General features: G+C 48.5%; 18 protein-coding genes. 11 read left to right on the top strand and 7 right to left on the bottom strand.

All coding sequences use genetic code 11. From position 1 onward, the window contains the following. Window positions 1-2: 2 nt before the first annotated feature. From msbA to ACJJIM_RS08400, 4 genes are all read right to left on the bottom strand, one after another. Window positions 3-1832, bottom strand: a complete 1830-nt coding sequence (gene msbA / locus ACJJIM_RS08415; protein WP_444912974.1) for a lipid A export permease/ATP-binding protein MsbA — start codon at window positions 1830-1832, stop codon at window positions 3-5. Between the two features lie 83 nt (window positions 1833-1915). Then, window positions 1916-2335: an ExbD/TolR family protein gene (locus tag ACJJIM_RS08410; RefSeq protein ID WP_444897173.1), complete on the bottom strand. Its 420-nt coding sequence runs from the start codon at window positions 2333-2335 to the stop codon at window positions 1916-1918. Between the two features lie 15 nt (window positions 2336-2350). Next, window positions 2351-2974 carry a MotA/TolQ/ExbB proton channel family protein gene (locus ACJJIM_RS08405; RefSeq protein WP_413665667.1) on the bottom strand — a complete coding sequence of 208 codons (624 nt, stop codon included), beginning with the start codon at window positions 2972-2974 and terminating at the stop codon, window positions 2351-2353. Window positions 2975-3087: 113 nt separating this feature from the next. After that, complete coding sequence (locus tag ACJJIM_RS08400) at window positions 3088-5667, bottom strand: DNA internalization-related competence protein ComEC/Rec2 (RefSeq protein WP_444912973.1); 2580 nt, start codon at window positions 5665-5667, stop codon at window positions 3088-3090. A 271-nt stretch (window positions 5668-5938) separates the two neighbouring features. On the opposite strand from ACJJIM_RS08400, the gene ACJJIM_RS08395 reads away from it, so the two are divergent. Further along, on the top strand, window positions 5939-6877 hold the full coding sequence (locus ACJJIM_RS08395; RefSeq protein ID WP_444912972.1) for a porin: 939 nt from the start codon (window positions 5939-5941) through the stop codon (window positions 6875-6877). Between the two features lie 121 nt (window positions 6878-6998). On the opposite strand, the gene ACJJIM_RS08390 is transcribed toward ACJJIM_RS08395, so the two are convergent. Next, entirely contained in the window at window positions 6999-8483 is a 1485-nt protein-coding gene (locus ACJJIM_RS08390) for a bifunctional 2-methylcitrate dehydratase/aconitate hydratase (RefSeq protein ID WP_444912971.1), read from the bottom strand. 137 nt (window positions 8484-8620) lie between these two features. Between ACJJIM_RS08390 and ACJJIM_RS08385 the strand changes: the two genes are divergently transcribed. The 3 genes from ACJJIM_RS08385 to trhP all read left to right on the top strand — a co-directional run bounded on the left by ACJJIM_RS08385 (window position 8621) and on the right by trhP (window position 11433). Continuing rightward, window positions 8621-9265 (top strand): Crp/Fnr family transcriptional regulator, encoded by a 645-nt coding sequence (locus ACJJIM_RS08385; protein WP_444912970.1) that lies wholly within the window; start codon window positions 8621-8623, stop codon window positions 9263-9265. A gap of 87 nt (window positions 9266-9352) precedes the next feature. After that, window positions 9353-9922: a cytochrome P460 family protein gene (locus ACJJIM_RS08380; protein ID WP_444912969.1), complete on the top strand. Its 570-nt coding sequence runs from the start codon at window positions 9353-9355 to the stop codon at window positions 9920-9922. Between the two features lie 167 nt (window positions 9923-10089). Continuing rightward, entirely contained in the window at window positions 10090-11433 is a 1344-nt protein-coding gene (gene trhP, locus ACJJIM_RS08375) for a prephenate-dependent tRNA uridine(34) hydroxylase TrhP (protein ID WP_444912968.1), read from the top strand. Window positions 11434-11530: 97 nt separating this feature from the next. On the opposite strand, the gene ACJJIM_RS08370 is transcribed toward trhP, so the two are convergent. Beyond that, window positions 11531-11758, bottom strand: coding sequence for a hypothetical protein (locus tag ACJJIM_RS08370; RefSeq protein WP_444912967.1), 228 nt, complete (start codon window positions 11756-11758; stop codon window positions 11531-11533). Window positions 11759-11932: 174 nt separating this feature from the next. Between ACJJIM_RS08370 and ACJJIM_RS08365 the strand changes: the two genes are divergently transcribed. From ACJJIM_RS08365 to ACJJIM_RS08345, 5 genes are all read left to right on the top strand, one after another. Then, the gene (locus ACJJIM_RS08365) at window positions 11933-13183 is read left to right on the top strand and encodes an efflux RND transporter periplasmic adaptor subunit (protein WP_444912966.1); all 1251 of its coding nucleotides are present in this window, start codon (window positions 11933-11935) and stop codon (window positions 13181-13183) included. Between the two features lie 35 nt (window positions 13184-13218). After that, window positions 13219-13935: an ABC transporter ATP-binding protein gene (locus ACJJIM_RS08360; protein ID WP_444912965.1), complete on the top strand. Its 717-nt coding sequence runs from the start codon at window positions 13219-13221 to the stop codon at window positions 13933-13935. Continuing rightward, entirely contained in the window at window positions 13932-16367 is a 2436-nt protein-coding gene (locus tag ACJJIM_RS08355) for an ABC transporter permease (RefSeq protein WP_444912964.1), read from the top strand. Before ACJJIM_RS08360 ends, ACJJIM_RS08355 begins: the two co-directional genes overlap by 4 nt. A gap of 88 nt (window positions 16368-16455) precedes the next feature. Further along, entirely contained in the window at window positions 16456-17355 is a 900-nt protein-coding gene (locus ACJJIM_RS08350; RefSeq protein WP_444912963.1) for an alpha/beta fold hydrolase, read from the top strand. A 51-nt stretch (window positions 17356-17406) separates the two neighbouring features. After that, on the top strand, window positions 17407-17682 hold the full coding sequence (locus tag ACJJIM_RS08345; RefSeq protein ID WP_413665657.1) for a DUF1971 domain-containing protein: 276 nt from the start codon (window positions 17407-17409) through the stop codon (window positions 17680-17682). A 281-nt stretch (window positions 17683-17963) separates the two neighbouring features. Here the strand turns inward: ACJJIM_RS08345 and ACJJIM_RS08340 are convergent, their stop codons facing one another. Next, window positions 17964-18815 (bottom strand): hypothetical protein, encoded by an 852-nt coding sequence (locus ACJJIM_RS08340; RefSeq protein WP_413665656.1) that lies wholly within the window; start codon window positions 18813-18815, stop codon window positions 17964-17966. 1278 nt (window positions 18816-20093) lie between these two features. Between ACJJIM_RS08340 and ACJJIM_RS08335 the strand changes: the two genes are divergently transcribed. Further along, the gene (locus tag ACJJIM_RS08335) at window positions 20094-20675 is read left to right on the top strand and encodes a hypothetical protein (protein WP_444912962.1); all 582 of its coding nucleotides are present in this window, start codon (window positions 20094-20096) and stop codon (window positions 20673-20675) included. A gap of 194 nt (window positions 20676-20869) precedes the next feature. Beyond that, window positions 20870-21478 carry a hypothetical protein gene (locus tag ACJJIM_RS08330; RefSeq protein ID WP_444912961.1) on the top strand — a complete coding sequence of 203 codons (609 nt, stop codon included), beginning with the start codon at window positions 20870-20872 and terminating at the stop codon, window positions 21476-21478. Window positions 21479-21490: the final 12 nt, after the last annotated feature.

The raw sequence follows: 21490 nt of genomic DNA, 5'->3' as shown, positions 1-21490 counted from the left end.
CCCTACCCCATTGTTTGCTGCTGTAACAGAGATGCGTATCGACCACCCTGGGCGAGCAGCTCTGCGTGATTCCCGCTCTCTACAATTCGACCTTTCTCCATCACCAGAATGCGATCGGCATTCTCGATCGTACTCAGGCGATGGGCGATAACAAACGTAGTGCGGTTTTTCATGACTTCAGCCAGAGCCGCCTGAATATGGCGCTCCGATTCATTATCCAGTGCTGAGGTCGCCTCATCCAAGATCAGTATGGGCGCATCCTTAAGCAGGGCACGGGCAATAGACAAGCGCTGGCGCTGGCCGCCGGAGAGCATCTGCGCATTATCCCCCAGAACCGTATTCGCCCCCTCAGGCAGCTCTTCAATAAATTGAGCTGCATGAGCCTGCTCCATAGCACGCAGAACATTTTCCTTGGGTGCATGTTCCAATTCACCGTAGGCAATATTGCGATATACAGTGTCGTTAAACAGCACGATATTTTGGGAAACCATACTGATATGGCGGCGCAACTCTTTAAGTGGCACCTTGGAAATATCAGCCCCATCGACCAGGATACGTCCACCTGTCGGCTCGTAAAATCTAGCCAGCAGACTTACCAGCGTGCTCTTGCCGGAGCCAGATGCACCCACCAGGGCTACCGTTTCTCCAGGATTTACCTCGAAACTGATGTCGGAGAGTACTTTGGGTGCTGCCGGGTCATAGCTAAACTCAAGCCCTTCAAAAGCTACTGTGCCATTCACTGGCTTAGGTAGCTGAGCTTCACCATCCTGAGGTTCTCTGGGAGCATCCATTACTTCAAAGATACTCTCCGCTGCCGCAATACCCTTCTGGATATCGGCAAAAATTTCGGAAAGGCTGCGCACCGGCTTGGCCAGGGATGCAGCCGCACCAATATAGGCGGCAAAAACCCCAGCAGTCATGGACTCAACCATACCCGGTGCCAGAGCCAGCCAGACAATAGTTGCAGTAGACAAACCAACCAGTATCTGAATCACAGAAACACTGGCATTGTTTGCTACTACGAGCTTCATAAACTGCCGACGGTTATTGTCGCTGGCAGAGAGGAAACGGGATTTCTCGTAATCCTGCCCCCCATACATCCGCACCACTTGATAGCCATTGATCGCCTCCTGAGTGACATGGGTAACGTCACCCATGGAATTCTGGATACGATGGCTTAATTTGCGGAAACGCTTACCCACGATGCGCACAATAAAGGCGATCAAAGGGGCAAAAAGGAAGAAGGTTAAGGTCAGCTTCCAGTTCACCAGTAACAGGTAGGTCAAGAGACCGATTACCGTAAACGACTCCCGGAAGAGTACCTTCACCGCCTTGGTGATGGAGTTGGTTACCTGCTCAACATTGTATGAAACCTTTGAGATCAGGTAAGCGCCGGTATAGCGGTCAAAATAGGAGCTGGGAAGCTGGCCAATTCTCTCAAATAGCTGTGTTCGCAATTCGTGGATCACTGCGCGGCCCACATAGGCTAAACCATAGCTGCCGACAAAATTGCCAATAGCCCTAAGGACAATAATCAGCAACATTGCGAGCGGTACAAGCCAACGAGCAGTCTCCTGGGGCATTACTCCGTCGGGGTAATAGGATGCTACAAACTTTGAGAGAAACCCGCGACTCTCCTGGATACCAGCTCCCACTGCATCGAGCAACAGCTCGGTCACAGCAATCAGGCTGACGCCCATGATCGAAAACAGGAAGAAGCCCAGTACCGCAACCCCGAAAATCGCCATGTGCGGGCGGGCATAAGTGAGCAATCGACGGTAAGTTTCCGCCCCATTTTGCGGTTTGCTGGGGGGCGCTTTTACTTTCTTCATACAGACCAATGAATGGACTCGCCCCAACTGGGGCGAGTGGGCACAGAAACCGAAGGTAAGTCAGCTCCCTACAGGGTTCCGCGCTAGTTTTCTTCCGGCTGCCGTGTAGTAATGCTTAGGTTGACAAAGCCTAGCTGTCCAGCGGCATCCATTGCCCGAACCACGGCTTGGTGATGAGCGGTGGCGTCGGCGGTTATCACAAGCGGGCGATTGTACTCGCCTGCGGAAACTTCCGACAGCGCAGATTTGAGGGTGTTGATCTTCTTATTGATCAAAGCTTGTCCATCTACTGAATAAGAACCATCAGCACTGATCAAAATCTCTACAGATTTTGGTTGGTCAACAGACTGAGGACCTGCTGCTTCAGGCAGGTTCAGCTTAAGATGGCTTTCCTTGGTGAAGGTTGTAGACACCATAAAGAAAATCAACAGCAGGAATACCACATCGATAAGTGGTGTCAGGTTAACCCCTTCCTGCTCTGTGGCTTGGCGGCGGAATTGCATCGCTTGCTACCCCGCTCAGGCCGCATCTTCGATTTTACGATCGCTGTGCAGAGCATCCACAAGCTTGACAGCTTCCTGCTCCATTGCCACAACAATCGTGTCAACGCGACGCTGGAAGTATCTGTGTGCCATTAACGCAGGGATAGCGACAGTCAGGCCAGCGGCAGTGGTGATCAATGCCTGGCTAATACCACCGGCCAGTACGCCTGCATTACCGGTACCTTCCACCATAATCGCGGTAAAGACCTGGATCATACCGATCACAGTACCCAGCAAACCAATCAGCGGTGCTACGGCAGCAATCGTGCCCAAAGCACCCAGGAATCGCTCCAGTTCATGCACAACCTGGCTGGCAGTTTCCTCGATGCTATCTTTCATTACTTCGCGACCGTGGCGGGAATTGGACAGGCCCGCAGCAAAAATTTTTCCCAGTGGGCTGGAGTCGCGCAGCTCCTTCAATTTTTCCGCATTGACCTGGTTATTTTTAAGCCAGCCCCATACCTCACCTAATAAAGTACGTGGTGCAATATGCTGCGAGTGCAAAGTCCAGAAACGCTCGACACAAATAGCAATAACCGCTACAGAGCAAAACAGGATTGGCCACATCAGCAGGCCGCCGGATTTTATTATCTCAAACACTTTCTTAGCCCCAGAAAACCAGAGGGAATTTTTGGAAAATTATTACTGCGTCCTCGACGCAGAGCAGCACTTTATCACAGCTGGTGCCGGCGGCTAAGTCCTCCCACGCATCCTTATTCCCTGTTGTGACTCGCATACCAAAACCGTGGTGCCAAACGAGCCTGTAAAATTTGCGGCTCTTGTTCTCCGGCTCGCCAGAAAAATTCTACCGCTCCGCTCTCCGCAGTACTGAAAATGCTGGCACCGAAGTTTTGGTAGCGCTTCACAACATCGGTGTGAGGGTGGCCAAAGTGGTGTCGGAAACCGGCACTAAATACTACCCGTTTAGGCCTGGCCCATTCGAGCAAAGCGACCGATGAGGAAGAGCGGGAACCATGATGGGGCGCAATCAGTACGTCAACAGCGGGAAATTGTGGATACATTTTAGACAGTTGATATTCAACCTTACGACTGATATCCCCAGTAAGCAGTAAACGCACCCCCTGCCACTCAGCCAAAATTACACAGCTGTGATCGTTCTCCTCACCATCCAGTAATTCCTCTCCCTGTGCCGTTAAGGAAGGCCATAACCATCGAAATGATATATCTCCCAGTTGCTCTTCCGTTCCTGCCCGACACTGCTCAGTAATCGTGGCTGGCGATAATGGTAAATTGCTAGCTAAAGTCCCCGGAGCATAGAGCTTTTTTGCTTCAATGTTTCTAAGTAAACCCGCCACGCCGCCGGCATGATCCCTGTCGCCATGGCTGACGATCAGCACATCGAGTTCACTACCTCCGCTACTCATCAAGTAGGGAGCCACTATCGAACCTCCCGCGCTCCAGCCCGAGGGGATTGAAGGCCCTGCATCGTAAACAATACGGCTTTTTCCGGTGCTGATAACTACTGACAACCCCTGACCAACATCCAGCACTGATAATTTCAAACGCTCATCTGCCGGTGCCAATGTAGAAAGCCAGGGCTGAGCAACTGGAAGAAAAAATAACCAGCCCAACTTGCGCCCTGGCAACCCTTTAGGCAGCAAAAGTAGCACTGCGCCAAGCCCGGCAATGACTATCGCCAATGCAGTGGAGGCAATCACAAAACCACGAAACCCCGGTATCGAATGATCGACAATATTGAGCGCAGTCATCAGCAGATCCAATTGCCAACCTGCAAACTGCAGCAGCCAAACACCCGGCTGAGTATCAATAAATACAGCACCTAACATAAGTGATGGCAAAATAGACAGACCCATCCAGGGAATCGCTACAAGATTGACCAATACACCTGAAAGGCTAAAGCCAGAAAAATATATTATCGATGGGATAAACAGGCCAATTGCAATCAGCCACTGGCTTCGCAACAGCTGCCATAACGATAACTGGGAAAATCGGTGCTGCCATGAGGTTACAGCACCAGGGGCCTCAGCCTTCGGCCTCCATTGCGGCTCTCGACTTAAGCTAATTCGCCCACTGAACCCCAAAAGCAGACTCCCGACGGCCACAAAGGACAACCAAAAACCAGCACTGTAAAAAGCGAGTGGCTGCAGGGTAAGCACTATTGCCAGTGCCAATGAAAAAGCAAAACCCGCTCCCAGTCTGCGCCGCCAGTGCCACCCCAGCAATAGCACCCAGGTCATTACAAGCGCACGTTGCGCGGATAGAGGAACGCCGGCGATCAAGGTATAAACAAGGCTCGCCACCAAGGCGAGTCCTATCGCAATACCAAAACGGCTGGTGCCCGTAAAAAGCCCAATCCCTTTTGCCAGTATGGTGCCCATCAACAAAATACAACCGGCCACCATGCCCACATGTAAGCCGGATATGGCAATAAGGTGGCCCGTACCTGTCCTTTTAAGCAGGTCGGTATCACCTTCGCTCAACTGACTGCGATCCCCTAGTAATAGCGCCGCTATCAGGTCCGGTCGTTGGATCGGTAACTGACTAATTTGGGAGCGCAATTCATCCCTTAACTCGATAATGCCATTCCCCAGCCCCAGCCACTGAGGAGGATAGTCGCGGGGGCGAACATACCCTGTTGCCGTAATTCCCTCTCGCAACAGCCAGCCTTCATAGTCGAATGTATGTGGATTCACACTTCCCCTAGGGCTTCTCAATCGCACAGGCAATATCCATTGAGAGCCACCCCGCAGACGAGCCAGAGCCTCACCGTCAACTCGGTACCAGGTTAGGTTGAGAAGGCTTCCGATAGATAGCTCTGGCGGTGCTAACTGGCCACCCTCTTCACCTAAAGAACTGGAAACAATATCCACAACTCGAGCGCGAAAACGCACCGTGTGTGATTCTGAACTAGCGCCAAACCCTCCCCCCTCAGTTAATTCAGGCAGCGAGACCAGGTTCAACTGAAGTACAAAGTCCGCACCGTGTGCACCGAGGGGGAGCCGGCGATCCAGCGATGCTTCATGAGAGTGGAGTGCCCAGGTCGCACCAATAAAGGAGAGAAAGATCAGAGCAAGGGGGCGCCAGCGGCGTATTACCATCCAGGCAAACAAGGCTAGAAAGAGATACAGTGCCCACAGAGTGTTTTCAGCGGGTAATCGGGCAAAACAACCCACCGCGATAATAGAAAGCGAGTAGACCCAAAGGTATATGCTGGGCCCCGTGTAGCCGAGAATGCCTTTCGCCTTAGCCAGCAGGCGAGAAAGCCCGTAAATTCTCTCCCGAAAAGTCCATAATTCCTTCCCCTGCGCCATCCCTTGCACCGCCCTTTTTGTTCAACTATTGACCACCTCTACTTAAATCAACGATGATTGCGGCCCGCCGCTTCAGGCGCCTAAAACCTTACTAAAACTAGCTTACCTGCCATTCATAGCACCGGTCGGTCACATATTTTTAAGAAAAATGCCATTTTTAACATGTTTGTAATATTCAAAACGCAGAATCCGCACCAAATCGAAAGGCAGCCAACTAGGACGACACGGAAGGCACCTTTTAACCCAAAACCATAAACTGTGCGAGACGATTATGAATAAGACCGCTCTCTCTCTGGCCATCGTTGCCATGGTACCTGCTCTGGCCAACGCCCAAGATGAAGGCGATGTACTCGACTTTTACGGCAAAGCCAATGTCACTTTCCAGGCAGCTGACGAAGGTGACGATTCCGTCACTGACGTTCAGAGCAACGCTTCCCGCCTGGGCGTTAAGGGTGAAATAGCCCTGACTGAAGGCGTTAAAGGTATCTACCGTATGGAATACGAAGTAGATATGGACGGTGACGCTGACGATACTTTCTCCCAGCGCAACATCTACGCAGGTCTGGAAGGCGGCTTCGGCCAGGTCATCGCTGGTAAGTTCGACACTCCCCTGAAAGTTGCCCAGAAAAAAGTTGACCTGTTCAACGACCTCGAAGGCGACATCAAGAGCCTGATCACCAACAGCGATAACCGTGAAGAAGATGCGCTTCAGTACACTACCCCTTCTTTCGGTGGCTTCAAAGCTTCCGCTGCTTTCATCAGCAACAAAGAAGAAGTTATTGACGACGAAACTGGCGAAGAACGCAACAACGGCGTATCCATGTCTGTCGCCTACGACAACAACGGTGTTTACCTGGCCTACGCTATGGACCAGGACGTTGAAGATCAGGACGTTGATGTTCATCGTTTCGTAGCCCAGTACAACATCGGCCCCGTACAGGTGGGTGCCCTGTTCGAAGAACAAGATACTGACGACGGCGAAACTGTTGATGGCTGGATGAGTTCTGTTGCTTACAAACTGGACCAGTGGACACTGAAAGCCCAATACGGCCAGTCAGATATCAAAGAAGAAGGCGGTGAGACTTTCAGCCTGGGCGCAGACTACAAATTCAACAGTGCAGCCAAAATTTTCGGCTTCTACACCGACGAAACTGCTGACGACGACTACGATCGCAGCTATGCCGGTGTTGGTGTTGAATACAAGTTCTAATCATTCCTGAGGTGCGGCGATCCAATTTGGGAAGTGCGATTCTGTCGCATAGGGAAGATTGAGCAGTAAAAAAGGCGGCCATTGGCCGCCTTTTTTACTCAGGAATTTCCTAAGGAGCCTTCTAAATAACCAATAGATCCATAAAGCGATTAACTGACAACTGCTTTAATCCTTGAAGATCATTAATAGCTGCAAATATTTTGTTAGCCCGCCCTTGAGGGAATCGCGTAGCTAAATTACTACGGAACTTATCTTCCAATAACGGAATCCCCTCCCGTCGGCGACGGCGGTGTCCCATCGGATATTCAACTTCAATCTTTTCTGATGCGTCACCACTTTTAAAAAATACTTGTACCGCACTGGCTATAGAACGCTTATCTGGGTCTAAATAATCTCTTGAGTAACCTTTATCTTCTATCACTTCAATCTTGTCCCGCAAGATATCGATCTCTTTGTGATCGCGATGAAAATCATCTTCATAAAAACCTGGCTGTAAGTCACCAAAAATAAGCGCCACTGCAACAATATATTGCAAACAGTGATCCCGATCTGCCGGATTATTTAATGGACCTGATTTAGTGATGATGCGAAGGGCTGATTCATGTGTGGTCACTACAACCTTTGTAATTTTATCGATACGCTCTGCAACCTGTGGATGTAAAATAATTGCCGCCTCACAAGCTGTTTGACCGTGAAACTCAGCCGGATAAGAAATTTTGAATAAGATATTCTCCATGACATAGGAGCCAAAACTTCTGGGGAACTGAAAATTGCGCTCTGGTGGTGGTTTCAGTTGCTGCTCAGCATTTGTCTTGCTAAACAGGACATCATAAAAACCCCATTGCTTTGCTGTAAGTACTCCGGGCACTCCCATTTCTCCACTTATCGCCAAATCAGCCAAGCGAACCCCACGGGAACTGGCATCACCTGCAGCCCAGGACTTGCGTGATCCAGTATTCGGGGAGTGCCTATAGGTCCGCAATGCTCCACCATCCGCCCACGCCTGAGACACCGCGGCCATTACTTCCTCCCGCCCAGCACCTTTAAGCCAGGCAGCCACAGCGGCAGAAGCAACCCGCACCAGTAGTACATGATCGAGCCCAACCCGATTAAAGCTGTTAGACAATGCCAAGACACCTTGAATCTCATAGGCTTTGACCATTGCTTCGAGTACCGCGCCCATTTTTATTGGGCTTCCCCCTTTAACTAATCGCCCTTGCGACAGGTGGTCACAAACGGCCAATATTGCCCCAAGATTGTCAGAGGGATGCCCCCATTCAGCCGCCAACCAAGTGTCGTTGTAATCGAGCCATCGAATTGTACAGCCGATGTCCCATGACGCTTTTATCGGGTCCAAGCGAAACCGGGTGCCAGGTACTCGGGCCCCATTCGGCACCCATGTCCCCTCCACCCAGGGTCCTAACAACTTTGTACATTCAGGGAAACTCAACGCCAGAAAGGCACACCCCAAGGAGTCCATCAGGCTTAACCGTGCTGTTTCCCAAGCATCACTGGAACCCACTTTGAAATGAAGCACATAATCTGCGATATCCTGTATCACCTGATCGTAATCGGGGCGGATATTCGGAGCGGGGTCAGCAATCATGATTGAATAGCCCGTAAAATTGTCGGAGGGCAAAACAGATGGAGTAAGATTAGCTGTTTCCTAAACTTCAGATAGCTAAACAAACGACCGAAGAATTCTATATTGTTAGGAATCTCTAAAAACAGGAATCAACCCACTTGCAACGAACTAGCGACCCAATAAAAAAGCTTCGATTCCTCAAAGAAACGGTATTACTCCGACAAGGGGGTTCTGGTTCCCAGGTTTATTTTATTCATGCCGGCTACGTCCTTATCCAAAAAGTGGACTACTGCGGCAACCTAGCCATTATCGATCTCTACGGGCCCGGATCATGGTTTGGACCAGGTCTAACTGGGAAAAATATGGACATTCAAGCAACCGCCAAATCCGGCAGTGAACTGGAAGTTACATCCATTCAACATCTAAACGCCATGATGGAGCGCCAATCACAGACCCACGATGGGCTATTGCAACAACTAGCCACAAGGGAATCTCAGCTTCAGCAACGTCTTTTCCTCCACATCACTGCCCCCTTACCGGTCCGGTTGGCCAATTTGTTAGCACAACTATTTAATTACCGGGGACAACCCTGTGGTCATGGACATCAACTCGACATCAAGTTGACCCAGTCCGAATTGGCCGCCATGGCCGGTGGCAGCAGGCAAACAGTCAGCCAACAACTTAAACAGTGGAAGTCTGATGGAGTTATCGACTATACGCGCCAATATATCTGCCTTCTCGATCAAACCGCGTTAAAAGGCCTGGCAGAGAACCAAATATATGCGCCAGTGTCAGCCAGCTGACAGTTTTACCCTTCCCGCCTTCATATACTTTCCAGCAGCTGAAACCCGGGTATAGCTCTCCCACATCAACAGCAACGGAAAAGGATTATGCGCAGCGCCTACTTATTTACCTCTTTAGTTCTGACACTCGTATTGGGTATTTCTGCAAAGGCCGATGAAAACCTCAATTCAACCTATAAAAGCATGGTTGATAGCCAGGGGAATATTACTTTGCCGGATAATTACCGCCGGGAATGGGTCTTCCTGGGCTCCTATCAGGTAAAGTCCTCGAGTGGCGATGGATGGGATACTCATATTGTTTATACCCAACCCCAGGCAGTAGAAGGGTATCGCAAAAAGGGGAAGTTTCCCGATGGGACAGTTTTGGTAAAGGATGTTAATAGCACCCAATCGGAGCCCTTAACCACAGGGTTGGCTTATTACTCCTCAGACCTTCAATTCACTTTTATGATGGTAAAAGACGATAACAACCGCTTCCCAGAAAACCCGGCTTGGGCAGAAGGCTGGGGATGGGCTTTATTTAAGCCAGGAATAGCCAAAAGTGAAACTGAAACCTGGAAAGGCACCGGGCTTAACAACTGTTTTGGATGTCATTTGCCTGCCAAGAATAATGACTGGGTATACACACAGGGTTATCAGCAGGTCCTGCAGAACTAAAATGTAAACAGCAAAAATCAGAGGTTAGAGGTCTATTATTCGCCTAGAGTAACAGCATAGATTCCCTCCATAACAGCTTATCACCCCCACCCTAGTGCTAATTGATTTATATCAATTAGCGCGATCTTGAATACCGTTAACATGCGGCCGCGTCCGACTATTCCACTATGAGTTTTTCCGTGTTTAAACCTGAGTTACTGTCCCCCGCAGGGACTTTAAAAAATATGCGATATGCGTTTGCCTATGGTGCCGATGCCGTTTATGCCGGCCAGCCCCGCTACAGCTTGCGTGTGCGCAATAATGAATTTAAAAATATTGAAACCCTGCGCCTAGGCATAGAAGAAGCACACCAGCAGGGAAAACAGTTCTATATCGCATCTAACATCGCCGCTCACAACGACAAAGTTCGCAGTTACCTGCGGGACCTGGAAGAAATTGTCGAAATGGGGCCTGACGCCCTGATTATGTCCGACCCAGGCCTGATAATGATGGTAAGGGAGCGTTGGCCTGATCTGCCAGTTCACCTATCCGTACAGGCCAATGCGGTAAACTACGCGACCGTAAAGTTCTGGCATCGCCAGGGGTTATCTCGGGTGATACTTTCCCGGGAATTATCCCTGGATGAGATTGAAGAAATTCGCCAGAGAGTGCCTGAGATGGAGCTGGAAGTCTTTGTCCACGGTGCGCTCTGTATCGCCTATTCCGGGCGCTGCTTGCTATCCGGTTATATGACCCATAGAGATGCCAACCAGGGCGCCTGCACCAACTCCTGCCGCTGGCAATACCAAGCTCATGAAGCCAAAGAGAATGAAGTTGGCGAGTTGATTCATGTGCAAACCCAGGAACCTACCAAGCAACCCACCTCCGCCAGTGAAAGTACTTCCCAGGCCTTTTTACTACAGGAAGAAGGTCGCCCTGGAGAATATATGCCGGCCTACGAAGATGAGCACGGTACCTACATCATGAACTCCAAAGATCTGCGGGCCGTACAGCACGTCAAGCGCCTCACCGAAATGGGCGTTCACTCTTTAAAAATCGAAGGTCGCACCAAATCCCACTACTATGTGGCTCGTACTGCTCAGATCTATCGTCGCGCGATAGACGATGCTGCAGCAGGAAAAGACTTTGACATGAAGATGATGGACGAATTGGAAACCCTCTCGAACAGGGGCTACACGGAAGGTTTCTACCGTCGTCATCCACCAGCAGAATACCAGCAATATGAAAAGGGATTGATATCAACTCCGGGCCAACAGTTCGTAGGCGAGCTTATTGACGGCAGTCCTGAGTATTTGACGATTGATGTAAAAAATCGCTTTGAACGCGGTGATCAATTGGAGTTAATGACTCCCAGCGGTAGCTTGTTCTTCCCCTTGGAGCAAATGGAGAATACGGAAGGCAAAGCGATCGATGTAGCTCCGGGATCCGGGCATATCGTGCAAATACCCCGACCAGAGGGGGTTGATGACGATCAACTTCAACAGGCGCTATTGGTCAAAGCTCTGGGATAACCCTCGGCCTGTAATTTGCACTATGGCTTATCAAGCTCTTCGTTTTGCAAATATATTTTGTTAAAGGTGTAGTGGTTTAGACAATCTACCGGATTCACTAAGCCACGACACCTTTATTCCCACTATATCTCCACAATTTTACTTGTGAACCTATCCTCAAAATGTATTGGGTAATCGTTAAACCTCTCAAGTTACTGCCCACCTCATAATATTCAAACCGTCCTGTATTTCCCCACCATTCACCGCAAGCAACTGGTTCTTGTACCAATTTTCCTGCATTTTCAGCCTCACCTAAAACCCGTTTAAAGCCCTGAGTTTTGATCACAAAAATATGCTCGACAGTACTAATTACAAGATAAAAACCCGCCCTCCCTCGGAGTTCCAACAGGAATACACCCGTTTTAAATAGTTATGATTTTCCACCTCTAACTCGCCCCCGCATCAAGGTTTCACAGTAGAAAAGCGTGCAACGATTGCTTAACCAAGGAAATGCCGCAATATGGATATTATTAAACCTAAGAAACGCCCCCTGATTAAGCACCCTTTAATGCTGGGTGGTGCTGCTCTTGCTTTTGTGGCATTTACCAGCACCCTCCTGTTACTTCCTGACAGCGCCTATAAGGTAGAGCGGGAACAGCTGATGTTGGGTACCGTCCAACGGGGAGACCTGCAGGTTGTGGTAGATGGCTACGGTAGGCTGCGTTCAGACAAGCAGACTTTAATTACCGCCCTAACCGCAGCGAATGTTGAAAAAATCATGTTGCGTCCCGGTGCAGAAGTACAAAGTGATAGCATCATTATGCAGCTGAGTAATCCAGAGTTAATGCGCGACCTGGATGCAGCCGAAACCTCCCTGGAGCAAGAGGAAGCTAATCTGCGCCGGCTTGTTCTGAACAACCAGCGCGATGTTCTCGCGGAGGAAGCCATACTCGCGGAATTGAACTCCAATTACCAAGTGATCAAGTTGCGTCGCGAAGCTGAGGACGAGCTGGTAAAAAGTGGAGTGGTTTCCCAGCTCACCTACCAAACCACCGTCTTACGCCAGGAACAGATGAAAAAACGTGTGGACCTGCAAAAACAGCGTATCAATCACTTGCGCAAAGTCGCCGTCGAATCAGAGTTAATCCAGCGCGAGCAAATCAACCAAGCCCAAACCCAATTGCAAAGTATCCAGCAACGTACAGACCGACTGACAGTACGCGCCGGCCTGAACGGCATACTGCAACGACTACCAGTAGAGCTGGGGCAAGGTGTCGATCCCGGGCAAGAGCTGGCGCTGATCGGCAGCGAGACTGATCTTCTCGCTTTGGTTCAAGTACCACAATCCAAAGCAGAGCAACTGGAGGTTGGCCAGCCCGCTGAAATTGATACCCGCAGAGAAAAGGTCGAAGGTATGGTAACCCGTATTACTCCTGAAGTTCGGGACGGCAATATTGAAGTGGAAATTGCTTTTAGCGCGGGCGCGCCAGAGTCTGCCAGGCCACAGCTCAACGTCGATGCCCGGATATTCACTGCCACGATGGAAAATACGTTGTTCGTCGAGAGACCTATCAATGTGCAGAGGCACAGTGAGGCCAATCTCTTCCTGATTAACGAAAACGGGGAGGAAGCGGCACTCCAGCCCATCAGCTTCGGCGAGGAGTCAGGTCGATATATCCAGATCACCCAAGGCCTCAATGAAGCGGACCGCATCATCCTCTCGGATATGGCCAATTTTAATGAAGCTGAGCATATCCAGATTGTTGACTAAAGCCTGAAACCCAAAGCGAGAACAGGGAGTTCGCTATGTCCAAGCCAATCCTCCATATGGCCGGGATCACTAAGGTGTTCAGCACCGAAGAAATGGAAACTCACGCCCTGCGGGGCGTTGACCTGAGTATTTACCAGGGGGAATTTGTATCTATCTGCGGCCCCTCGGGTTGCGGTAAATCCACACTTCTCTCGATTCTCGGCCTGCTGGACCTCCCCACCAGCGGCAGCTATCAGATTGAAGGCATTGAAGTCGCTCAATTGTCGCTGAGTGAGGCGGCGACTATTCGCAACGAGAAAGTAGGCTTTATCTTCCAGTCCTTTAACCTGATTGACGAACTCTCTGTCTACGACAATATCGCCCTACCCCTGCGATACCGCCACAATCCCATTCCCAAGCCTGAAGCCGACAAAAAAGTGAAACACTGCCTGGAGAAGGTGGGAATGAGTCACCGGGCCTCTCACAAACCTAACCAGTTATCCGGTGGCCAACAGCAGCGAATCGCCATAGCCCGCGCGCTAGTTGGCAATCCATCCCTGCTACTGGTGGACGAGCCCACCGGCAACCTGGATTCCCACAATGGCGATGCAGTAATGGAAATGCTGCGGCAACTCAATAATGAAGGTACCACCCTGTGCATGGTGACCCATGACCCTCGCTATGCAGATATGGCCAGCCGTCAATTGCATCTGCTGGATGGAAAAATCTCAACGCCGCAGCCCATACTAGAGCCCCATGAGATGGCCCTATGATCACCACAAAGGACCTGTCCATTGCCCTCCAGTCCCTCAATCGGGCGCGGAGCTACGCCACCACTATTATTCTGACCCTGGGTATCACTCTCGGCGCCCTGGTAACACTATTTAATCTCAACTACCAACTGTTAGCCGCACCCCTACCCTACCCGGACGAAGATCGGCTGTATGTCGTGAATGGTAATCTCTACCAGAACAAGCAGCTGCGGCTGGAAAACAACAGCCAATACCCTGCCCTGGTTGAAATCTATAAGAACGATAGTTTCTTCGAGTCCAGCGCCCTGGTGTACTTCTGGGAAGATGTGGTTCGCAATTTATCCGGATCACCACGGGTTAATGTTTCCTATGTCTCTCCGGAATATCTCCAGCTGGCTGGAGCACCCCTGGCCCTGGGCAGACAATTCAATGCCGATGAAGGGCTCGACAGCCGAGTCCCTGTGGCGGTTATCAGCTATCAAATCTGGGAGCAGATGTTCCGGCGCAACCCAAATGTCTTGGAGCAAAGCCTGCAATTTGGGGAGGTGGACTTTCGCATTGTCGGCGTCACCGCCAAAGACTTCATTGAACCCCAAATCTATAAGCAGGGCCGGCAAACGGCGGTCTGGCTGCCCTGGGACTTTAACGATACACAAGTAGAGCGCAGAAATAATTGGAGAGGCTTCCTGCCTTTCCGCATGCTCACAGGAAAGCTGAAGCCGGGCATTGACCCCGCCAGTGCGGGGCATGAATTGAGCACATTAATGGATGCTCAGTATCAAGCGGCCCTAGCGGGAAGATCCTCTTCGGTAGAAAGGTCCGTTGAATACCGACTCATCCCCTTCGCCAATAAAATACTTGGCGACAGCGCCACGCGAACCCTAATGGTAATGGGCGGTACACTGGTGCTTCTGTTAATTGCCTGCGCCAATGTTACCAACCTGATTCTTTCTCGCGCAGCCAAACAACAACGCAATATGGCGATACAGGCCGCGCTGGGCGCACATAAAAAACATATCTTTTTGGCCCTGCTATGTGAAATCGGCCTACTTATGTTAGGGGCTGCATTACTTTCTCTACTTTTAGCCCTGGGATCGACGGAAGTATTAAAGGTGATGGCTACGGAACAAATTCCTCGCATTCAAGAGCTCACCTTAAACTGGCAGACACTGGTTTTTGCACTGTTGTGTGCCTTACTGCTCGCCCTGTTCTTCTCAGCCATAGTCAGTCGCCAGGTTAATTACCGCGCACTGAATCAAATGCTGCAGAGCAGCGGCAAAGGTTCCGGCGTACAGATCTCGCCTCTAATCCGCAAAGTCCTCATCAGCAGCCAAGTGGCGATGACCAGTTTGCTTATCGTCGCCAGCTTGCAGATTTTCCTTCAAGCTAACCGACTGATTAACCAGCCCTTTGGCTTCCCCTTGGACAACGTTCAAGTGATGACTCTGAATATCGGCAATCTTAGGAGTGCCCCCACTGCCGAACGAGAGAGTTATCTGAAGGCCATCAGGCAAAGATTGCTGGAGCACCCTAAAGTACAAAATGCCAGCCTGAGCCTAAACACTCCTATCTCCATCAGCCGGCCACTCTGGACCACATCCCTGAGTCATTATGCCAGCCGACAAAACCCGGTGATGGCCAAGACCACAGTGGTCGACGAAAACTACCTTTCCATTTTGCGTATGCCTTTGATAGCTGGCCGCCATATCAATGCGGCTGAATTTTCCGATAACAATCGCATGATGCTCGTCAACGAAACCCTGGCCCAGCAACTGGAGCCGGATGGAGAAGTATTAGGCAATCGCTACTACTGGCGAGGTGACTTGCCCTACCAAGTGGTCGGTGTAGTACGCAACGCAAGCCTGCCCGGCAAAAAGGAACCCGCCCGCTTATTTGTGCGCGGTATCAACGTGAGCTATCCCCTACTCGTACTTAGACATAAGCCTCACCAACCGCTCAGCACCACAGAGATTAATCGGGAGTTTGCCGAAGTAAACAGGCAGTACAAAGTTTCTGAGCTATTCACCCTGGAGCAGGCGCGAGACCTACTCCTAAGCAATGACCGGGTCTCAGTTTGGGTAACCACCGCCCTGACATTACTGGCACTTAGCCTCGCTGCCATCGGTATCTTTGGAGTGCTCAGTTACAGTGTACAACTGCGGCGTACTGAGCTTGGCGTGCGCATGGCAATCGGCGCCCGCCCAGCGACGATTTTCTATCACACCCTGATCGATAGCCTGATTCCCGTCGTTATCGGTATCGCTGTAGCGACTTTGGTCCTCGTCCCTCTGGCGCTTTGGCTTGAGCAAAGCGAGTTCAGTATTGAAACCAGCCTATGGGGCTGGCTGCTACCACCATTGCTTATTATCGGCCTAACCGCCTCGGTGACCCTGCTTTCAGTATGGAAGATAATCAACAAGCCCGCGATTTACGCATTGCAAGGAACAGGATAATTACTTTCCACCTGTAGCCGCTGCTTGAGGTTGCGCGCTCATCGTGCAATCTTTACAGCAAATACAACAATAAGAAATGGAACAGCCAATGCAGCCTCAGCAGTGGTTATCAAACGGAAAGATTTTTGATTATCAAAACCACCAACTCTTCTATGTCGATAGCAACCCAAGCTGCCGACATAAACCAGTGCTGCTTTTGATTCACGGTTTTCCAACCAGTAGTTATGACTGGCAAAAGGTATGGGCCCAACTGACAGCGCACTATCGCTGTATTGCTATGGATATGCTGGGATTCGGTTACTCAGACAAACCCAAGCAGCATAACTACAGTATCCACGGGCAAGCTGATTTACATGAAGCTCTTCTGCAACATTTAAACATCAACAAGGTCCACCTGCTGGCCCATGACTATGGGGATACCGTTGCCCAGGAGTTACTCGCCAGAGCCAATAGCGGTGGTACCACGAGGTATGCCTCAGCATGCCTGCTAAACGGAGGTCTATTTCCAGAAACTCATCAAGCGCGTTTCGTACAAAAACTGCTGCTCTCTCCCGCAGGCTTCCTGATCAATAAACTGATGAATTACCGGCAGTTTTGCCGCAGCTTCAGTGCCATTTTCGGACCAGAGACACAACCCTCTGACAGAGAGTTGCGAGACTTGTGGCAAATTCTCCAATATAAGAATGGCAACCGGCTCCTTTATAAACTAATCAGCTATATGCGCGACAGGCGCCAACATCGTCAGCGCTGGGTCGACGCCCTAAAGCAATACCCCGGCCCCCTATTACTAATCAATGGCTCATTAGACCCAGTTTCAGGTAAGCATATGGTGGATCGATTTCGGCAACTGATAGATCGGCCAACGGATATTGTAGAGCTGGGAACGATTGGGCATTATCCGCAGTGGGAAGCTCCTACTCTTCTAGTCTCGACATATCTAAAGTTTATTGAGGCCTATTCAAACAAAGAGTCTCAAGTCAGCCTATAAACAAAGCCTGGACTGCCAAAACCCACCCAAGTTGATTAAAGGCCAGAATCAATGAAAGAGTTTCCGAGGAATATAGCTCCATATAAGAAAACCCCTGAATTCACTGAGGAGAATATCCCTCCAGGGCTATTGAAAGATCATACTACCAAGGAAGGCGTATGGGGGAAGATAGTGATCCTCTCCGGATCATTGGAATATACGATTCAAGAGCCCGAAGTGGAGATTATTGAACTGAGCCCTAAGAAGTTTGGTGTCGTAGAGCCAACTATAAGGCATCACATAAGACCGTTAGGGGATGTAAAATTTTATGTTGAATTCTATCGATAGAATCAAACTATCAAGTTAGCTAGACCTGGCTAACACTTTACTTCCTCAAGTTTCAGAAAGCTGATAGGCTCAGAAGGTATTTAGTGGCATACAACAAGGTGCGACCTACTATTGGTTAAGAAGGAAAGAATACACTACATTCAGGGGACGCTGTGGATACTTTTCTGTAAGCTTGTAATCGGCATCTATGCCCCATGCAAGTCAAGCGTGGGGCATTCTTTCCTTTCGCCTATCTACCACAAGTATCTTTGTGTAACGAAACATAATAGGTAAGGTTGATTTTAGATTACTACGGACTTGCTATCCCAATAACACATCCTATGTCTAGCACCCTTAGCTGGATAAATTAAATCTAGCTCTTCTTGAGATTTAGGACCTTTATAGATATGCATATTATATCCAAAATTATCCAAGATCTTGGGAGAATATAAGATCATAGAGGTACCCATCGGACAAAACTTAACCCTGTCGGACTCGTCCATTTGGTCAAACAGCATCATCCAAGAAAAAAAGTAAGGCTTTATTCCAGCACTCTTCAAGAGCTCTTCTTGTTTTTTTAAGAAACTTACCTGATACCGAATAGAATCCACACGAGTATCGTTTGTGACATCATAATAATCATTACTTTTAACCTCCAAAATATTTACCAAACCTTGATAGGACGGCGCCCCATGAAAAAGAAGCAGTGCATCATCATGCACGATTCTCTTTTTGGCGGCGGCCATAATATAATTCGCACAAGCAGATGCACATAAATCAAAGCCAACAACTGTGCTTCTTAACCTTGAAATTTCCTCAGCAATATTCACTGCGGGACGACCTTCACCACCAGGGGACCTCACAACAACAATTAAGTCGGAGCCATCTACCAAATTGGAGGTTTTAGATTTAAATTTTAGCTCGGCTTCATTGCGATGTATGGGTCCATCCATACAAATTCCACCAGGGACCTCTTTGATCTCAAACTTAGAGTCTCTTGCATTATCAAAAGTAAACTCCTTTGAATCAAACCAAGCCCCACAATGATTTACTATCTTTTTCTCTATCGCACTATAAGTCGCTTCAACAGCATGGACCTTAACTCCGCCTATACAATACAGCATCGAAAGAACAGCAATATATTTGTTAATCAACAGCGTGAACTCCAACAAAAAAGTTAGTGATAAATATTCTCACAAGCATAGAACCGTTTACTTGTATTGAGTTCAATATTTCTTCAGGCTTTCTTGCGCTGCACACAGAAAAAACATGGCAACCGCCAGCCATCAATATCCGGCCGCAATTGGCCACAGGTAAAGGCTAATTTTTAATTCCCGCTTTTTCCTTATACACCTGTTCCTGCACCTCTTTAATAGCACTGCCGCACCATGTAAAACTCTGTGTTACATTTGGAACCCTCTCAAAACAAGCTGTAATACTCTGCATGCCTGCATAATTGATACAAGCAAGCCAAGTAATGACTTTGACTAGCCTGGCTGCAACAGCAAAGTGATAGTGTGTGAAAGACGGGGCAAAGGCAGATATTCTCCGTGGAAGTAGATTGCTTGTTTCTCCATAATTTACTAACTGAACATACCTGCAACTGCAAATCCTTTGTAACGACTTAATACCTTTCATGTGTTTATGGCATATTTATTCTTTCTCTGTAATTAAGTCACGTGGTTGAATCACAAGGAATTACAGCAGCTACTTACGGCTGGTGGTCAGATCTGTAATATTTCTTAGTTTGGAAAGATCCCTGTCGGAGGTGCCCGATAGTGTGGTGAGTTCGTACCCTTGTTTCATTAAGGTCCCCTCTCTTAAATATCTAAGTAGAGTCAACTCACCACTTATCAAAAAACGAACACCTTGGTTGAATTTTGCTCAGGACTACCAATTTTAGCCAAGCCTATTTGCCATCAATGACACAGAGTTTGGGCGGTCTAAGAATCATATGGTTGCCAAACTTACAAAATTTCTGGATAGTCGTTGGATATCAATAGTCATCAGAGAGCTTCTAGGTCAAAGCTCGCCGACTTTATACTCGGAAACAGTTTAACTACAGTAATAATTTGACTCAGCCATCCAAGATAGCAGTGTTCAAGCCCAAGGAAAAAATGACAACGAAATTAATATTATCTGCTCTAGTATCCCTAACTCTTACTAGTTGCGCACACCAAGAGGACACACTGAACAATGAGCTGTGGCCTGGGGATCTAAGTATGTATCAACTTAGCTACTCTGAAGAGTTGCATCCTGTCAACATTCTGCCTCCTTATAGACAGCCCAGAGTCAAAGAGCGCGATTATGAGAAACACCTTATCTCCGATCTTATAAATTGGTACATCACACCTAGATATATAAAAATCATTTTTTAGTGGCAATTATAGATTTCAACCTTACATTTTACTATTGAACGGAATTTTACTTTAGTGAATAGAACGATAGCCCTTACAGTAATCGCATCGGTTTTCCTTTGTTCGCCCTATTCGCATGCGGAAAAGTGTGATAAAAAATATTTAGAGGAGATGGAATATACAGATATTGAGTGTCAGTTCTACATAGGAACAGCTGCGTATCGACATGAAATTTATTCAGTAGCAGCCTCGCATTGGAAATATATCTTAGAGACGCCTATAAAATATGCAAGAGATGCAGAGATAAAGGCAATGGCGCTAAGTACATTAACTTTTCTCACTTATAACGGTTTAGGTGTTGAGCAGGACCGGGCCGCTGCTGTCGACACATGGAAGCAAGTCGTAAAAAAAGGGGGTTTTGAAGCACGAAGGCACCTCGGTGCTGCCTACTCAGACGACAACTTTAAATACAGAGACCCTGTTCAGGCACTGGGCTGGTATGAGTCTATATTTTTACTCTATCCAAACCATAAAGATCTCAGTGAATCCGATCAGAGTATTTATCTGGATGCGAAGAGAGAGGTTAAAAGATTGAAAGCGCTTCTGAGCTCAGAGGAACAATCAAAAGCTTTACACTTTGCAAAATCAACCATGTAAAACCAATCCGGACTTGCTATGCACCTTTCACTATTGATATATGGTTCTTAAAGAAGAGCATAAAGCTGCAGTGATAATTAATGAATATCAAGTCTGCCCTTTTTGGAGGAAGAGGAAGCTTCCCTAAAGAATTATCACACACATAGAAACTACCAGTTGCCATCACTCCGATGGCCAGACGTGTAGAGTTCAATATGAAATATATCCCACTTAAATATCTATCTCTTTTTCTTGGATTTGTCGCTCATACCTCCCTCGCTGTTGGGACAGAGGAGGGTTACGATTCTCACAACAACAAAGCTACGCCGGAAAATATCCAACTAGCAGAACTATTTAACCAGGATCAAAATGCACGCAATATACCTCACAGTGAAATTGACTGGAGTTCACTCAATAAAGAAGACGAGGATCGACGAAAAAAAGTCTCAAAAATGCTAGCAGAAGGCCGAATCAGAACCTCAAAGGATTACTATAATGCGGCACTTATCTTCCAGCATGGTAATAAATCAGAAGATATAAGACTGGCCCATGCTCTTGCCACTATTGCAGCAACCCTGGCAGAGGATAAGAATAAAGCTAATTGGCTAAAAGCGGCCACTTGGGATCGCTTAATGATGAATCTTGGTCGGCCACAGTGGTACGGCACTCAGTTTGTTAAAGATGACTCTGGGATCTGGAGCCTGTATAACATTGATTCTGATATAATCTCTGATCAGCAGCGAATAGATTGGTCCGTTCGTACACTAGAAGAATCAAAGGCCATGGAAAAGTCGCTAAATAGTAAAAAGAAAAGTAAGCATTAATACAGCTTTACA

This window comes from Microbulbifer maximicatervae (SeqCode) (assembly GCF_052467615.1).
The sequence above is the reverse complement of the archived record's forward strand: the minus strand, read 5'-3'. Positions and strand labels throughout refer to the sequence as shown.

Excerpts from the sequence above, each read along its gene's own strand:
- ACJJIM_RS08410 (WP_444897173.1), bottom strand. The coding sequence starts at position 2,335 with ATGCAATTCCGCCGCCAAGCCACAGAGCAGGAAGGGGTTAACCTGACA.
- ACJJIM_RS08390 (WP_444912971.1), bottom strand. The coding sequence starts at position 8,483 with ATGATTGCTGACCCCGCTCCGAATATCCGCCCCGATTACGATCAGGTG.
- trhP (WP_444912968.1), top strand. The coding sequence starts at position 10,090 with ATGAGTTTTTCCGTGTTTAAACCTGAGTTACTGTCCCCCGCAGGGACT.
- ACJJIM_RS08395 (WP_444912972.1), top strand. The coding sequence starts at position 5,939 with ATGAATAAGACCGCTCTCTCTCTGGCCATCGTTGCCATGGTACCTGCT.
- ACJJIM_RS08365 (WP_444912966.1), top strand. The coding sequence starts at position 11,933 with ATGGATATTATTAAACCTAAGAAACGCCCCCTGATTAAGCACCCTTTA.
- ACJJIM_RS08400 (WP_444912973.1), bottom strand. The coding sequence starts at position 5,667 with ATGGCGCAGGGGAAGGAATTATGGACTTTTCGGGAGAGAATTTACGGG.
- ACJJIM_RS08360 (WP_444912965.1), top strand. The coding sequence starts at position 13,219 with ATGTCCAAGCCAATCCTCCATATGGCCGGGATCACTAAGGTGTTCAGC.
- ACJJIM_RS08355 (WP_444912964.1), top strand. The coding sequence starts at position 13,932 with ATGATCACCACAAAGGACCTGTCCATTGCCCTCCAGTCCCTCAATCGG.
- msbA (WP_444912974.1), bottom strand. The coding sequence starts at position 1,832 with ATGAAGAAAGTAAAAGCGCCCCCCAGCAAACCGCAAAATGGGGCGGAA.
- ACJJIM_RS08380 (WP_444912969.1), top strand. The coding sequence starts at position 9,353 with ATGCGCAGCGCCTACTTATTTACCTCTTTAGTTCTGACACTCGTATTG.
- ACJJIM_RS08330 (WP_444912961.1), top strand. The coding sequence starts at position 20,870 with ATGAAATATATCCCACTTAAATATCTATCTCTTTTTCTTGGATTTGTC.
- ACJJIM_RS08345 (WP_413665657.1), top strand. The coding sequence starts at position 17,407 with ATGAAAGAGTTTCCGAGGAATATAGCTCCATATAAGAAAACCCCTGAA.
- ACJJIM_RS08350 (WP_444912963.1), top strand. The coding sequence starts at position 16,456 with ATGCAGCCTCAGCAGTGGTTATCAAACGGAAAGATTTTTGATTATCAA.